The organism is Paraburkholderia sp. WC7.3g (genome assembly GCF_050436345.1).
GTDB classification, from domain to species: domain Bacteria; phylum Pseudomonadota; class Gammaproteobacteria; order Burkholderiales; family Burkholderiaceae; genus Paraburkholderia; species Paraburkholderia podalyriae.
On record NZ_JBNDMA010000001.1, the window covers coordinates 2,263,414 to 2,277,262 of the forward strand.

The 13,849-nt window shown below is 64.8% G+C and carries 15 protein-coding genes and 1 pseudogene; 12 read left to right on the plus strand and 4 right to left on the minus strand.

The genetic code is table 11. The features are described from left to right. Nucleotides 1-35 precede the first annotated feature (35 nt). Nucleotides 36-380, plus strand: a pseudogene (locus tag OKW43_RS10440) (Fic family protein); the annotation flags it as partial. A gap of 1 nt (nt 381) precedes the next feature. Here the strand turns inward: OKW43_RS10440 and OKW43_RS10445 are convergent. Next, nucleotides 382-1,428, minus strand: coding sequence for a YncE family protein (locus OKW43_RS10445; RefSeq protein WP_429447027.1), 1,047 nt, complete (start codon nt 1,426-1,428; stop codon nt 382-384). A 436-nt stretch (nt 1,429-1,864) separates the two neighbouring features. On the opposite strand from OKW43_RS10445, the gene OKW43_RS10450 reads away from it, so the two are divergent. Further along, the gene (locus OKW43_RS10450; RefSeq protein ID WP_429447028.1) at nt 1,865-2,665 is read left to right on the plus strand and encodes a DUF4148 domain-containing protein; all 801 of its coding nucleotides are present in this window, start codon (nt 1,865-1,867) and stop codon (nt 2,663-2,665) included. Nucleotides 2,666-2,697: 32 nt separating this feature from the next. On the opposite strand, the gene surE is transcribed toward OKW43_RS10450, so the two are convergent. Beyond that, complete coding sequence (gene surE / locus OKW43_RS10455) at nt 2,698-3,477, minus strand: 5'/3'-nucleotidase SurE (RefSeq protein WP_187634195.1); 780 nt, start codon at nt 3,475-3,477, stop codon at nt 2,698-2,700. 115 nt (nt 3,478-3,592) lie between these two features. Here surE and OKW43_RS10460 point away from each other — a divergent pair, with 115 nt between their 5' ends. From OKW43_RS10460 to OKW43_RS10495, 8 genes are all read left to right on the plus strand, one after another. Next, on the plus strand, nt 3,593-4,768 hold the full coding sequence (locus OKW43_RS10460; RefSeq protein ID WP_429447029.1) for an epoxide hydrolase family protein: 1,176 nt from the start codon (nt 3,593-3,595) through the stop codon (nt 4,766-4,768). A 164-nt stretch (nt 4,769-4,932) separates the two neighbouring features. After that, nucleotides 4,933-5,715, plus strand: a complete 783-nt coding sequence (locus tag OKW43_RS10465; protein WP_187634197.1) for a COG4705 family protein — start codon at nt 4,933-4,935, stop codon at nt 5,713-5,715. Nucleotides 5,716-5,743: 28 nt separating this feature from the next. After that, nucleotides 5,744-6,196, plus strand: coding sequence for a hypothetical protein (locus OKW43_RS10470; RefSeq protein WP_187634198.1), 453 nt, complete (start codon nt 5,744-5,746; stop codon nt 6,194-6,196). Nucleotides 6,197-6,212: 16 nt separating this feature from the next. After that, nucleotides 6,213-6,971, plus strand: a complete 759-nt coding sequence (locus OKW43_RS10475) for a COG4705 family protein (protein WP_429447031.1) — start codon at nt 6,213-6,215, stop codon at nt 6,969-6,971. A 22-nt stretch (nt 6,972-6,993) separates the two neighbouring features. Further along, a complete protein-coding gene (locus tag OKW43_RS10480) occupies nt 6,994-7,659 on the plus strand; it encodes a response regulator transcription factor (RefSeq protein ID WP_429447033.1) in 666 nt (221 codons plus the stop codon). Continuing rightward, complete coding sequence (locus OKW43_RS10485; protein ID WP_429447035.1) at nt 7,635-9,011, plus strand: ATP-binding protein; 1,377 nt, start codon at nt 7,635-7,637, stop codon at nt 9,009-9,011. Before OKW43_RS10480 ends, OKW43_RS10485 begins: the two co-directional genes overlap by 25 nt. Before the next feature lie 82 nt (nt 9,012-9,093). Further along, entirely contained in the window at nt 9,094-10,038 is a 945-nt protein-coding gene (locus tag OKW43_RS10490; protein ID WP_429447037.1) for a metallophosphoesterase family protein, read from the plus strand. A gap of 138 nt (nt 10,039-10,176) precedes the next feature. Continuing rightward, a complete protein-coding gene (locus tag OKW43_RS10495; RefSeq protein ID WP_246530048.1) occupies nt 10,177-10,467 on the plus strand; it encodes a cupredoxin domain-containing protein in 291 nt (96 codons plus the stop codon). Between the two features lie 146 nt (nt 10,468-10,613). Here OKW43_RS10495 and OKW43_RS10500 read toward each other — a convergent pair whose 3' ends face one another. Both OKW43_RS10500 and OKW43_RS10505 read right to left on the minus strand, forming a co-directional pair. Next, nucleotides 10,614-10,880 (minus strand): hypothetical protein, encoded by a 267-nt coding sequence (locus tag OKW43_RS10500; protein WP_429447039.1) that lies wholly within the window; start codon nt 10,878-10,880, stop codon nt 10,614-10,616. A gap of 44 nt (nt 10,881-10,924) precedes the next feature. Then, the gene (locus tag OKW43_RS10505) at nt 10,925-11,407 is read right to left on the minus strand and encodes a hypothetical protein (RefSeq protein ID WP_429447041.1); all 483 of its coding nucleotides are present in this window, start codon (nt 11,405-11,407) and stop codon (nt 10,925-10,927) included. Between the two features lie 450 nt (nt 11,408-11,857). Here OKW43_RS10505 and OKW43_RS10510 point away from each other — a divergent pair, with 450 nt between their 5' ends. Together OKW43_RS10510 and OKW43_RS10515 are read left to right on the plus strand one after the other, a co-directional pair. Next, nucleotides 11,858-12,685 (plus strand): hypothetical protein, encoded by an 828-nt coding sequence (locus OKW43_RS10510; RefSeq protein ID WP_429447043.1) that lies wholly within the window; start codon nt 11,858-11,860, stop codon nt 12,683-12,685. Further along, a complete protein-coding gene (locus OKW43_RS10515; RefSeq protein WP_429447045.1) occupies nt 12,642-13,838 on the plus strand; it encodes a diguanylate cyclase in 1,197 nt (398 codons plus the stop codon). The genes OKW43_RS10510 and OKW43_RS10515 overlap by 44 nt, the downstream gene beginning before the upstream one ends. Nucleotides 13,839-13,849: the final 11 nt, after the last annotated feature.

The following is a 13,849-nucleotide window of genomic DNA, read 5'->3' on the forward strand; positions in this document are numbered from 1 at the left end:
ACGGTTGGCGTAATGGACCTTAGTTCGAGAGAGGAATGTCGAATCAAACTGTCGCGCTGCTGTTGACGATTGACGCTGACAAGGCGACGCTCGAGGCCGCGCGCCCGCTGCCGACCCACACCGTTGCGTCACTGCGCGAGAAGCTGACGCTGGAGTGGACGTATCACTCGAACGCGATCGAAGGCAACACACTGACGCTGCGCGAAACCAAGGTGGTGTTGGAAGGCATTACGGTCGGCGGAAAGTCCCTTCGCGAGCACTTCGAGGCGACAAATCACCGTGACGCGATCCTTTACGTTGAGGAAATCGTCGCGAAGCATGAGGCGCTGAGCGAGTGGCAGATTCGCAATCTGCACTCGCTTGTCCGACCAGACGCCGACATTACCTGGGCGCCATTACGCGCAGCACGGGATGTCCGTCAACGTTCTTCAGCGGGAAAAATGTGTGATGGGTGGCGGGGTCGATAGCGACCACGTGCGCGTTCGGCCCGAGCCGGCCTTCGCCGATTTTGGTGACATTCGAGCCTTTGACACTGAAGATGGAAACGATGCCGGCTTCCCCGGCCACATACAGCCTGCCCAGTGCCGGATCGAACGCGAGCACGTCCGGGTCTTTGCCGATGTCGAACGACTGCACGACCCGCCGTGCTCCCATATCGAACACGAGCAGCTTGTGGTTGCCCTGACAGGCGACGAAGGCAAGCCGGTCAGGTGAATCGATCAACAGTCCATGGTTCTGTTGGGCTCCCGGGAGCGCATGACGGGCAACGATCCTGTCGATCGTCGGGTCGATTTCAACGAGTTCGTTGCGTGTCTGAACACTGACGAAGATGTGATGCGATTGCGAATCGTATTGCGTATTGCCAACCTCGCCACCAAGCGGAATGGTCGCGACACGCTGGTTGCTCTGGACGTCAACGACTGTCTCGGTGCCACCGGTCTCGTCTGATGCGTAGAGTTTATGCACGTCGGGCGCGTAAGCCATCCCGTCGGGGTAGTGTCCGCCAGGCATGCGTGCGACTATCTTGAGCGTTGCCTCGTCGATTGCGACGATCTCGTCCGTTCCAGTCGCCGAGGCGTATACGCGCGACATGCCGGGAATGGCGAGCAGGCCGTGAACCGATGAGACGTCAGGAATTCGCCCGATCACGCGCGATGCATTCACATCAACGACAATCACCTCCCCGTCGCCGAGGTGTGCGATGAACAGCAGGTGGCGATCGGGATCGTAGCTTTCGTAGTCCAGCCGAGTCGCGCGACCCGGCAACGGGATATCGGCGACGTGCGTCAGCGGCAGGTTATTGATCCCCTCGTCCGCTGCAGCGTGTGGAACCGGATGGACCAGTCCGCCTGCAACGGCAGATAAAACGAGAAGGACGAGGTACGTCAGGACGGCCGGGTGAAATCGGCTGCGTTGCAAGGTTTTCATGAAACCCTCCCACGACATGATCGCCACCGCTACGGCGAGCCGCCGGCATCATCGCCGCTACGTGTCGCGGCGCAGCAGGCGACAAAGTGATTGGATTCCCGGATTTGCCAGAGCAGGGCGCGCGAGTCACGTGCGAGAGCGCGCGCGAGCGCGGGCATAATCCTATCCAATTACCCACGCTCACAGCACCCTCCATGCCGCCCGTCGTCGCCGTCCGCCCGAGCGCCGTACCCTTGCGCAGCGTCGCGCTGATCCTGTTTGAACAGAACAATGCCCGTCGATTTCGGACACATCCCCGACCAGATCCGCCGATTCGTCGGATGTTGGGTCTAAAAGGAAAACACTGTGATTCGGATCGCCCACAATTTGATCCATGGGTCGGTCGGATGCGCGTGCGTGTTGGAATGGGGAGCGTGCCTTGTATAGCGAACCGAGAATGATCGTGTTGACGGGCCTCGTCTTCGGCGCGGTGACGATTGGGGCCTATGTGTCGCAGCTCGACAACGACTGGTCGTCCGGCCAGGGCGCGAGCTTCGCCGCCGACACAGAGCGCGGCGTCAGCACCACGGACGGGGCGGCGGGACAGAGCGAAGGCCGGGCCGGCGCGCAGGCCACGCGCCGCCATGCGCTGCGCGATGACGTGACCGCCTTGCGGGCTCAGCCGGCCGCGTCGATTGGAGCACAGGCGGGCGACGCGCTGGCCATCGCGGCGCTACAGTTCGCGCGGGAGGCGAACAAGGCGCAAGTGCAGCCGCAGCCACAGCCACAGCAGACGAATTTGGCGCCGCAGCCCGCGGTGACGGCGAACCGGACACAGGCGCCGGCCCCGACAACGACCAGCCACGCCCACCATAGCCGCGTGGCGTCGGGCGAGCATGGCAAAGGCGCGTCGGGCACCGCGACGAAACCGCGCTCAGCGCAAAGCATTGCGACCACATCGGGTACACATCATGCGCGCGGCGGCAGTCACCGCAAAAGTTCCACCGCCGACCGGTCCGCGAAAAAAGCGGCCGGCGTCACGCCACACGCATGGCCGTTGCCGCAGTACGCCACGCAAGGCGTCGAGTCGCCATGGTCGATGCAGCGCTCGGACCAGGCGACGCAAACCGCGACCGCGGTTTCCAGCAACGCCCCCAAGTCCCGCGCCGAGGTAGAGGCCGAACTCGTGCGCGCGCGTGAGAACGGTACGATGCCCGCGTTCGGCAGACCCGAGCCAGCGGGATCAGGGGCGCACTGAATCAGGGCCTCGCGCCGCGTCTCCAGCAGCCGTCAGCTCAACGACGCGGCGAGCCGCGCGAAGGTGGCTTCATCGGTGCGATCGAACGCGAGCGGCGTGACCGATACGCGACCCGCCGCGACCGTTGCCGTTTCGCTGTCGGCATCGTTGTCGCGGGGGCCGCGTTCGAAGCGCAGCCAGTGATACGGGATGCCGCGCGGATCGACTTCCGCCAGCACCTCGATGTCCCTGACGAGCCCGACGCCCTGGCGCGTCGGCGTCAGCGGACCGGCGTCGGCGGCATCGACGTCCGGAAAGTTGATGTTCAGGCAGGTCGGCGCCGCATGCTCGATCGCGAGCAACTTGCGGATCACGCCGGGCGCGAGCGTGCGCGCGGTGTCCCAGCGCACCCGCTCACGATCGCTGAACGCCTGGCTCAGCGCGAACGACGGCAGCCCGAGCAGCAGACCCGTCATCGCCGCGCCGACCGTGCCCGAGAACATCGTTTCGATGCCGAGGTTGCCGCCGCGATTGACGCCGGACAATACGAGCGACGGCGGCGCCTCGCGCATCAGATGACGCACGCCCATCACGACGCAATCGCCGGGCGTGCCGGTCACGCCGAAACGGCGCTCGCCCTGGCGGCTCACGCGCAGCGGCGAATGCAGGCTGATCGAATGCGACGTACCGCTCTGGTCGTGCTCGGGCGCGACCACCCAGACTTCGTGCGCGAGCTCGGCGGCAACGGCTTCGAGCACGGCGAGGCCGGGCGCGTCGATACCGTCGTCGTTCGTCAGCAGCACTCGCGGCACCTTGGATTCATAAGCGGACATCGCGTCAATCTCCTGTGGGTCGGGGAATCAATCGTACGGAACGGACGCCCATTATCCGGTTTTCGCCCGACGCGCGTACGATGACGGTGAACCGCCCACTGAGCCAGGACGCCTCATGCAGATCCACCCGTTTGAGATAGGGATCGCCGATCAGGACATCGACGAACTGCGCCGCCGCATCCGCGCCACGCGCTGGACACCCGCGACGCCCGCGCCCGCGTGGCAGCAGGGCGCCGACCCGGCCTGGCTGCGCGAACTCGCGACCTATTGGGCCGGGCAATTCGACTGGCGCGCGGCCGAACGCAGGTTGAACCAGCTGCCGCAATTTCTCGCCGACGTGGACGGCCAGACCGTGCACTTCGCGCATCGGCGGGCCGCCAGTGTCGTGCCAGGCTTCCAAGCTTATCCGCTCGTGATCACGCACGGCTGGCCCGGCTCATTCTTCGAGTTTCACGCGCTGCTCGATCAGTTGTGCGATCCGGCCGCGTTCGGCGCCGATCCCGCCGATGCGTTCGACGTCGTCACGCCGTCGCTGCCGGGCTTCGCGTTTTCGCCTGCGCCCGCGCAGGCCGGCACGTCCGCGTTCCAGGTCGCGGACCTGTGGGTGGCGCTGATGCGCGGGCTCGGCTACGAGCGCTTCGGCGCGCAGGGCGGCGATCTCGGCGCGGGCGTGTCGATCGCATTGGCCTCGCATCATCCGCAGGCGGTCGACGGCATCCATCTGAACTTCCTGCCGAGTTCCTACGAGCCCGCGATCGGCGCGGCGCAGCTGGAGCTGACGTCGGCCGAGCAGGACTATCTGCGCGAGAAGAACGACTGGGCAGCACTCGAAGGCGGCTACGCGCATCAGCACAGCACCAGGCCGCTGACCATCGCCGCATCGCTGAACGATTCGCCGGTGGGACTCGCCGCATGGATCGGCGAGAAGTTTCGCGCGTGGAGCGACTGCGGCGGCGACGTGGAAAGCGTGTTCTCGAAAGACGATCTGCTGACCAATATCTCGCTGTACTGGTTCACGCAGTGCATCGGCCCGGCGATGCAGATGTATTGGGAAAACCGCCTGCAGCCGATGCGTTTCTCCGACGGCCAGCGCATCGACACGCCAGTCGGCTTCGCGCTGTTTCCGAAGGAGATCAATCATCCGCCGCGCAGCTGGCTCGAAAGAACCTTCAACGTCGCGCAGTGGAGCGAAATGCCGGGCGGCGGGCATTTCGCGGCGATGGAAAAGCCCGCGTTGCTCGCGGCCGAGATCCGCAAGTTCTTCAGGCCGTTGCGACAGAAAACGCGCTAGGCGCGCAGCGCAACGCGTCACGCTGCTTCTCTTCGAGCTGGAAGGTGTGCTGTCGCACGGCGATCGCGTCGCGCGGCGTTCCACAACGCGAGCGACCCTATGGCTCAGCTAAGGCAGCCTCGTCAGACTGACGGCAATCCTTTTCACTTCGGCACGAGAACACCATGAACAAATTGCCCGCGCCCCGATTGGATGACTGGCTCAACAAAGTCCCGGAAGTCACACTGTCGTTCTGGATCATCAAAATCATGTCCACAACGGTGGGCGAAACGGGGGCCGACTTCCTGGCGGTCAATGCGGGGTGGGGCCAGGGAATCACCCGCTCGGTCATGGCCGCCCTGCTGGCGGTCGCCTTGCTCACGCAGGTGCGCACCCGCCGCTACACCGCGTGGATCTACTGGCTGACGGTCGTGCTGGTCAGCGTAGTCGGCACCCAGATCACTGACCTGCTAACCGACGGCCTGGGGGTCAGTCTGTATGTCAGCACCTTCGTGTTCGCGGTGGCGCTCGTCGCGATCTTTTCCGTCTGGTATCGGGTCGAACGCACGCTGTCGATGCACGACATCGTGACGCGCAGCCGGGAGCTGTTTTACTGGGCCGCCATCCTATGTACCTTCGCGCTGGGGACAGCGGCCGGTGATCTGGCGACCGAGGCGTTGGGCCTGGGCTTCAGCTGGGGCGCGGTCGCGTTCGGTGCGTTGATCGGCGTTGCCTTTGCCGCCTGGCGCATGGGGGGCAACGCTGTGCTGACCTTCTGGATCGCCTACATCCTGACTCGTCCGTTCGGTGCCGCGCTGGGCGATCTACTGACCCAGGCCAGGACCTACGGCGGCCTCGGCATGGGCGCCATGTGGACCAGCGCCCTGTTCCTGATGGTGATCGTCGTGCTGGTGGCCGTCGCGCAGTTCGGCATGACTGCAGGCCGATCGGCACCAGCGGCCGACTAACCCTCGTTCCACTTCTCCAGGAGAAACCATGCGCAGTGCGCACCCCATCGCCCGTCGTGTCGCCGTCGTATCGGCGGCCGTTCTCGTCGCCCTGGCAGCCGGTTGTTCCAGGTCTGCCGACCACGTTGGCCCGGGCACAGCGCCGGCCACATCCGCGCAGGCCGCCACGGCATCGCAGGACAAACTCGTCTCCAGGCTCGGCGACCTGTCGGCGTTCCGCAACATCGCCAGCGACGTGGCAACCATCGTGGACAATGGCGATCTGCCCGCAGCCAAGGCCCGCATCAAGGATCTGGAGGTGAGCTGGGACTCGGCCGAGGCTGGGCTGAAACCACGGGCTGCCGATGACTGGCACGTGCTCGACAAGGCCATCGACAAGGCCTTGGCAGCACTGCGCGCGGATACGCCTAACCAGCAGGATTGCAAGGCAGCCATCGGCAACCTGGTGAAAACCTTTGACACACTCCAAGGCAAGGTCTGACCAGCGAACCTGTCCGATGAAAACATCCACTGAACGCGCGCTGGCCAAAGTCCCCGAAGTAACGCTGGGGTTCTGGCTCATCAAGATCGCCGCTACTACGCTCGGCGAAACCGGCGGCGATGCCGTCTCGATGTCCATGAATCTGGGCTATCTGGTCGGAACCGGCATCTTCGCGGCAATTTTCCTGGTCGCCGTGATCGCGCAGATCAAGGCCAAAGGATTCCATCCCTTCCTTTACTGGACCACCATCGTCGCCACCACCACGGTCGGCACGACGCTAGCCGATTTTGCGGATCGCTCGCTCGGAATCGGATACGCTGGCGGCGCGAGTTTGCTGCTGGCCATGCTGCTCGGATCGCTGTTTGTTTGGCATCGCACGCTAGGCTCCGTGTCGGTGAGCACGATCAGTTCGCCCAAAGCCGAAGCCTTCTACTGGGTGACGATCATGTTCTCCCAGACCCTGGGCACGGCGCTGGGCGACTGGACGGCCGATACGGCGGGTCTGGGCTACAGCGGCGCGGCCATCGTATTCGGCGGGCTGCTCGCCCTGGTCGCGGCCGCTTACTACCGGACCAGCGTATCCCGCACGCTGTTGTTCTGGGCGGCGTTCATCCTGACCCGCCCGTTGGGCGCCGTGGTCGGTGATTTTCTGGACAAGCCGCCGAGCGCAGGTGGTCTGGCCTTGAGTCGCTATTCGGCGTCGGCCGCGCTGCTTGGCTTGATGCTGACGGCTATCCTGCTCTTCAGACAGCGGGCAGCCAGGACCGCACATTGAACGACGATTGAACGGAGGGGGAATGCGGGTATTGCTGGTCGAAGACGACCCCATGATCGGTGAAGCGATCCAGGGTGCGTTGAATGATGCGTGCTATGCGGCGGACTGGGTGAAGAACGGGCGGACTGCGCTCACGACGCTGGCTTGCCAGCACTATGACCTGGTGTTGCTCGACCTGGGCCTACCCGGCAAGGATGGACTGGACGTACTGACCAGCATCCGCGCCAGCGACAACCCGGTTTGCCTGCTCATCATCACGGCGCGCGATGGCCTGGATGACCGCCTGCGCGGCCTGGACGGCGGGGCCGATGACTACGTGCTCAAACCCTTCGAGATGGCTGAACTGTTGGCCAGGATGCGTGCCGTGCTACGACGCAAGGCAGGCAGCGCAGCGCCCGTTCTTAGCAACGGCGTGGTGTCGCTCGATCCGGCCACGAGAGAGGCCAGCGTCAACGGCGGTTCTACAGTGCAACTGTCCAACCGCGAATTCTCGTTACTGCAAGCGCTGCTGGTTCGGCCGGGCGCTATTTTGTCACGCAGCGAGCTGGAAGATCGCATCTACGGGTGGGGAGAAGAAGTCGAAAGCAATGCTGTCGAATTTCTGATCCATGCGCTGCGGCGCAAGCTGGGCAGCGAAATGATCAAAAACATCAGAGGGGTTGGATGGATGATTTCAAAAGGCGCCTGAACGAGTCGGTTCAGCTCAAGCTGTCGGTTGCCCTGTCGGTGGGCATTCTTTTCGTGGCTTTGGTAGCGGGCGTTTTTTCGTTCCTGTCGGCCTTCGATGAAGCGCACGAACTGCAAGACGATGTGTTGCGCCAGGTGGCGCAGCTCATGGATCGGCAGCGCCTGTCGCCATCCCCTCCGGATTCCGGTACCCGCAGCAAAGACGGCGATGAAGAATCGCGCGTGATCGTTCAACACCTGGGCGACGCTAATCCGACCTCGGTAGCCGTGGATGACGGTGGACTGCTTGCCTTGCCTGCAACGCTGGCTGATGGTCTGCACACGCTGGATGTCGGCGGCGAGACATTCCGCGTGCTGGTCAAGACGATGGCTGCTGGCGAGCGCATCGCCGTGGCCCAGGAGTCTGGTTTCCGCAATGAAATTGCTCGCGATGGTGCGCTGCGCACCGTGATGCCTTTCCTGATCCTGGTCCCGGTGCTGCTGCTGATCGTCGCCGACCTGGTGCGCAAGATGTTTCGGCCCATCGCGGCACTCTCCGAGGAAATCGATCAGCGCGCCGAGCAGGCGTTGCATCCCATCGAAGATCGCCACCTTCCCGTCGAGGTACGGCCGTTCGTCGTGGCGATCAATCGCCTGCTCACGCGTGTGGGTCAGTCCATGGAGTCTCAGCGCCGTTTCGTCGCGGATGCCGCGCACGAGCTTCGCTCGCCGCTGACCGCCCTGTCCCTACAAGCGGAGCGCCTCGCAGACACGGAAATGTCCGTCCCGGCGCGCGAACGGCTGACTGTTCTATGCCAGGGAATCGAACGAGGCAGAAACCTGCTGGATCAACTCCTGACGTTGGCCCGCGCGCAGTCGGTGGCCGAATCGCCGAAGTCGCCGATATCCGTCCAAGGTATCTACCGCCGCGTGCTTGAAGACCTGATGCCGTTGGCCGAGGCCAGGCACATCGACATTGGGGTCGAGGGAACTCAGGACGCGCACGTGTGGGTCGGTGAGCTGGACATGATCGCCGTAGTCAAGAACCTCGTCGATAACGCCATTCGCTACACGCCTGAAGGAGGACGGGTCGATCTTTCGGTGAGTATGGAGGAGAGGCGTGCTGGGCTGCACATCAAGGACACGGGCCCTGGTATTCCGTTGGCGGAACGGGGCCGGGTTTTTGATCCGTTCTACCGCACTCTGGGCAGCGAGCAGATTGGTTCGGGGTTGGGCCTTTCTATCGTCCAAACCATTGCCGATCGCATCGGTGCCGAAATCCTGTTCGACTTCTCCGATCAGCAGAAGCAAACCGGCCTGGACGTCACCGTCCTCTTTCCAGTGACTGTCCCGGCCCATGCAACCCAACAGTAGCCCGCGGGAATAAAACCCGCCGCACGCCAGTCATGCCTCACGAACCGGGTTCGGTTCGGCGAATCCCTATCGTGAGGTCATCATGTCGTCACAACATTCATTCGATCCGGCGCGTCGCGGCGCGCTGAAGTGTCTTGCGTTCGGTGGCCTTGGCACCGTGTTCATGTTGTCGGGCGGCGTGCTGACGCCGGTCGAGCTCGCGCTCGCGGCCGACTCGAACACCGCGCCATCCGCGGCCGGCGTGCCGCTTTTCCTGCAGATCAGCGATACGCATATCGGCTTCAACAAGGAAGCGAATCCCGATGTCGCGGGCACGCTGAAACAGACGATCGACTACGTCAACGCGATGCCGGCGCGGCCGCCGCTCGCGATTCACACCGGCGACATCACGCATCTGTCGAAGCCGTCGGAGTTCGATCTCGCCGCGCAGCTGATGTCGGGACTGAAGATCACCGAGCTGCATACGGTGCCCGGCGAGCATGACGTCACCGACGGCCCCGGCACCGAGTACTTCAGCCGCTTCGGCAAGGCGTCGGATAACCGCGGCTATTACAGCTTCGACCACGAGGGTGTGCATTTCGTCGGCCTCGTCAACGTGATGCATTTCAAGCCGAACGGCCTCGGCGGTCTCGGCGACGAGCAGCTCGAATGGCTCGAAAACGATCTGAAGGGCCGCTCGTCGAGCACACCGGTCGTCGTGTTCGCGCACATGCCGATGTGGACGATCTACGAGCCGTGGGGCTGGGGCACCGGCGACGCGGGACAGGCGATGAGCTATCTGAAGCGCTTCGGTTCCGTGACGGTGTTGAACGGTCACATTCATCAGATCGTGACGAAGGTCGAAGGCAACATCACGTTCCACACGGCGCGCTCGACCGCTTATCCGCAGCCGACCGCCGGCAACGGCGATGCCCCGGGGCCGCTGAAGGTCGCGAGCGACCAGTTGCCGAAGATGCTCGGCGTGACGAGTGTCAGCATCGCGCGTCATCCGCTGAAGGCGACGCTCGACGACACGACGCTCGCCTGACGGCACGCGCTACTTTTACGCTTCAGGAGATCAGTGATGTTGACCAATACGATGGGCCGCGCGCTCGCGATTCTGTTCGGCAGTCTCGCGATGCTGGCGGTGTCGGCGGGGCTCGGCTTCGCGCAAACGACGACGCCGATGCAGATGCCGATGAAGGCGCAGCAACAGACCGTCGCGTCGACCCCTAACGCGATAGTCATCAAGAACTTCATGTTCACGCCGATGGAGCTGACCATCAAGGCCGGCACGACGGTCACGTGGAAAAATCTCGACGGCGAGCCGCACACCGTGGTCAACGACGCGGGCCTGTTCCGCTCGGCCGCGCTCGATCAGGACGACACCTATCAGTACAGGTTCGATAAACCGGGCGTGTATAAGATCTTTTGCGGCATCCATCCGAACATGAAGGCGACCATTACCGTGCAATGAGTCGTCCAATGAGCCATACAGTGAACGGCGCAACCGCGCCGCTCACGCGGTATGCAGCTCGCTCAACCGGCACAACAGAATTCCGTAGCCGGTCAGATGCCCGAGGTACACGCTCGTAAATACGTTCGACGCGGGCAGGTCCCCGGTCAGCTGACGCAGGTCCTCCAACTGCAACGGCGGCGCCGCGAGCGGCGCTCGCTCGCGGCGCAGGTCCGCCGCCCCAACTGCCGGTGCGCGTTCACGAGCTTCGCGAGCCGCGCGAGAAACGCTTCGCGCCATGCGGCGTCGAGCGCCGCGAACTGATCGTGAAACGTGTCCATCGTTTCGAGAAAATTGACCAGCGAATCGAAGGTCTCCTGATAGCTCGCGAACAGCGGCAGCCGTGCCGCGTTGCGCTTCAGATGCGGCGACACCCAAGCCTGCTCGATGTCGGTCTTCAGCAGTTGGTGCGCCTGCTTCAGGTTCGTGCCCAGCGTGCGCAGCTTCGAGGCCGCCGGCTTGATCCGCGCTTTATCGAGCCGACCCGCGGCCAGTTGCGCGACGACGTCGGTGGCCTGTTCGTTGCCATCGTTGACGAGAGCGACGGCCGCAGCGCGACGATGCTGAAGATCACGAGCGGCAGCAGCGCCGCGCCCATCCACAGGTGCGGCGCGGTCAGCCAGATCAGCAGCGTGCCGATCGGCATCGCCACCACGTTCGAAAACACGCGCTTGTGGAAGTAGCTTCTGGCCGCCGAAATCGAGCTACCGAGCGCCAGTGTCAGCATCGTCGAACCGGCGAGCGGCACGGCAACGTCCGGGTAGCCGAGCAGATAAGGGAGACCGAAACCGATCCACAGGCCGAGCGTCAGCTTCGTGTACTTGGCGGTTTCCGAAAGAGAAAAGCGAGCGAGCGCGCGACGCAACGGCGTGAGTGGCTTGTGCTGATACCTGTTCGACATGATTTCTATGCTGACGGATAACGGTAGGCCCGGCCCGGCCCCGCGCGGCGGTCGCGACATGCGCGGACCTGACCTTACCAGTCCACCGCCAGGCGCGGTTATTGCATGCGAGACAGCGACCGCGTTGGCGCGTTTTGCAGGACCCGCGTCGCATCGAGCGTAGCGGCCGACGTCAGGCGCATGGCTGCCTGTCTGGGGTTCTAGCTGGGTGGGCGTTTTTTACCAGCTTTGCACACTTTTTTTGCCAACTCGCGCAGTATCGGGCGGCGTTCGTCTGGAGCACCACGGAAGCGAGGCGGAAACGCAACGCTGCTGTGTTGTCGCGCGTACGCGACAGGATTACATTCGATGGGCAGTGCGTGCAAGCGACAGCCCGCGAGCGCGGCCTATCCGCGCGCTCGTCGATTGGTCAGCTTGTAGCAGGAAGTGGCATACCCGGAGCGTATTTCGATGGCTACCGATCCCGACGATACCGACTTGCGTGATTCCGCAGCGGACGGCCGGTACTCCGGCTTCAATCTCGACGGCCCCAACGAATCGGGCGCGCCACCGCCGCGCTTCGGCCGCCTCGCGCTGTGCCTCGCGGCAGCGGGCGCGCTGACCTTCGGCGTGATGGGCACCGTCGCCTACGGCGTCTGGTTCAATCAGGATCAGCAGACCTATGCGGATGCCATCGCCGGCGCGCGCCAGGCGCTCGGCTCGTCGGCATCGGGCGGGGTGCCGACGGTCGCCGTCGCGCACGCGCCCCAGGACGTTGCCGCGCCGTCGGCCACGCCGCCAGCTATACAGTCGGTCACAAAGTCAGCCGCGCAGCCCACCGCGCCGGATGCTGCGCTCGAAGCGGCCGGCGCGAAAGGCGGTTTCGAGGACACCAACCCGGCCGTCTGGTCCGGGCCGATTCACCCGATTGCGCCTGACCCGAGTCTCAACGCCACGCTGGCCGATACGCCGGTCGATACCTCGGTCGATCCGTCGCTCGATAGTTCGGCCGACCCGCCCGCGACCCCGATTGCTCCCGCGTCATCCTCGCGCTCCACCCGGCACGTCAGCAGTGCCGCCGGTTCCACCGCGGCCGGTTCCACCGCGGCCGGTTCCACCGCGCAGCCCGCGGCCGGCCACGGCGCGAAAGAAACGCGGCTCGCGCAGCAGGAGCGGCGCGCGTCGTCGAAGCACAAGAGCAGCAGTCTGTTTGCGCGGATCGGACAGTTCTTTCGACGCGTGAGCTATCGTCAAAATGACAACGGCCGACAGCAACGAGATACCTACTCCCATCCCTGAGGGAGCGGCCGTCGGGGCGGCAGCGCCAACCGGGCCGCGCGGCGGCGCACTCGCGCGCATGCCGGTGCGGCCCTTCCGGCCGGGGCCCGCGAGCATCGCCGTGGCCGCGCTGTTGTGTCTGCTGTTCGGCTTGCTGTACGTGGCGATGCAGATCCGCACGGTGTTTTCCGATCAGTTGAAGCAGGAGTACGCGGGCCTCGTGCTCGAAGCCGCCGGGCGCGTCGACAGCGCGCGCGAACAGTTGGCCGTGTGGCAGCGCATGGCTAATGCTCCAGCGAATCACGACGCGTCGTTCGTGCCGGCCTATGACGCGGCGCGCGCCGAACTCGCGCGGCGTTTCGCATCGCTCGCGGCGCTCGTCAACGCGAGTCCGTCGCCGGCGCCGCCCATTCCATCGATGTCACCGACGCAGGCGGCGCCCGAAGCCGTCGCGACCGTGCTCGGCAGCGTGTCGGCCTACTGGCGCGCGCAACGCGACGCCGCGAGCGCCGACGTGCGGCTGCGCGTCGCGCACGTCGCGCGCACGCTGATCGCGCTCGCCGCGCTGCTGTTCTGCATGCTGATCACGGCGCTCGGCATGTACGCGAAGCGCAACCGGCAGCTTGCGGGGCAGTCGCACGAGTTCGAGCACGCGTCGCTGCACGATCCGCTGACCGGCCTGTCGAACCGCCGCAAGCTGCTGGCCGCGCTCGACTCCGCCGCTAAGAACGCGCGGACTTCGGTCGCCGAGCAGCGGCTCGCCGTGCTGTATATCGACCTCGACGGCTTCAAGCAGGTCAACGATTCGTTCGGGCATCGCACCGGCGACGAATTCCTCGCCGCGGTGTCCGCGCGGTTTCGCGCGTCGGTGCGCAAAGGCGATCTGGTCGCGCGCATCGGTGGCGACGAGTTCGCGGTGCTGGTGCGCACCTTCGCGGGCGATGACGAACTGGCCGAGATCGCGCGCCGGCTGATGGCCTGCGTGGTCGACACCGACGAGCAGATGGGAATCGGTGGCGTGCGCGCGAGCGTGGGCATCGCGAGCTATCCCGACGACGTCGACGATCACCGCCGTCTGGTCGCCGCTGCCGATGCCGCGATGTATCGGATCAAGCGCACCGGCAAGAACGGCTTCGCGTTCGCGGCGCGGACGGGCAGGGAAGCGACGTTGTGAACCCGCGCGAG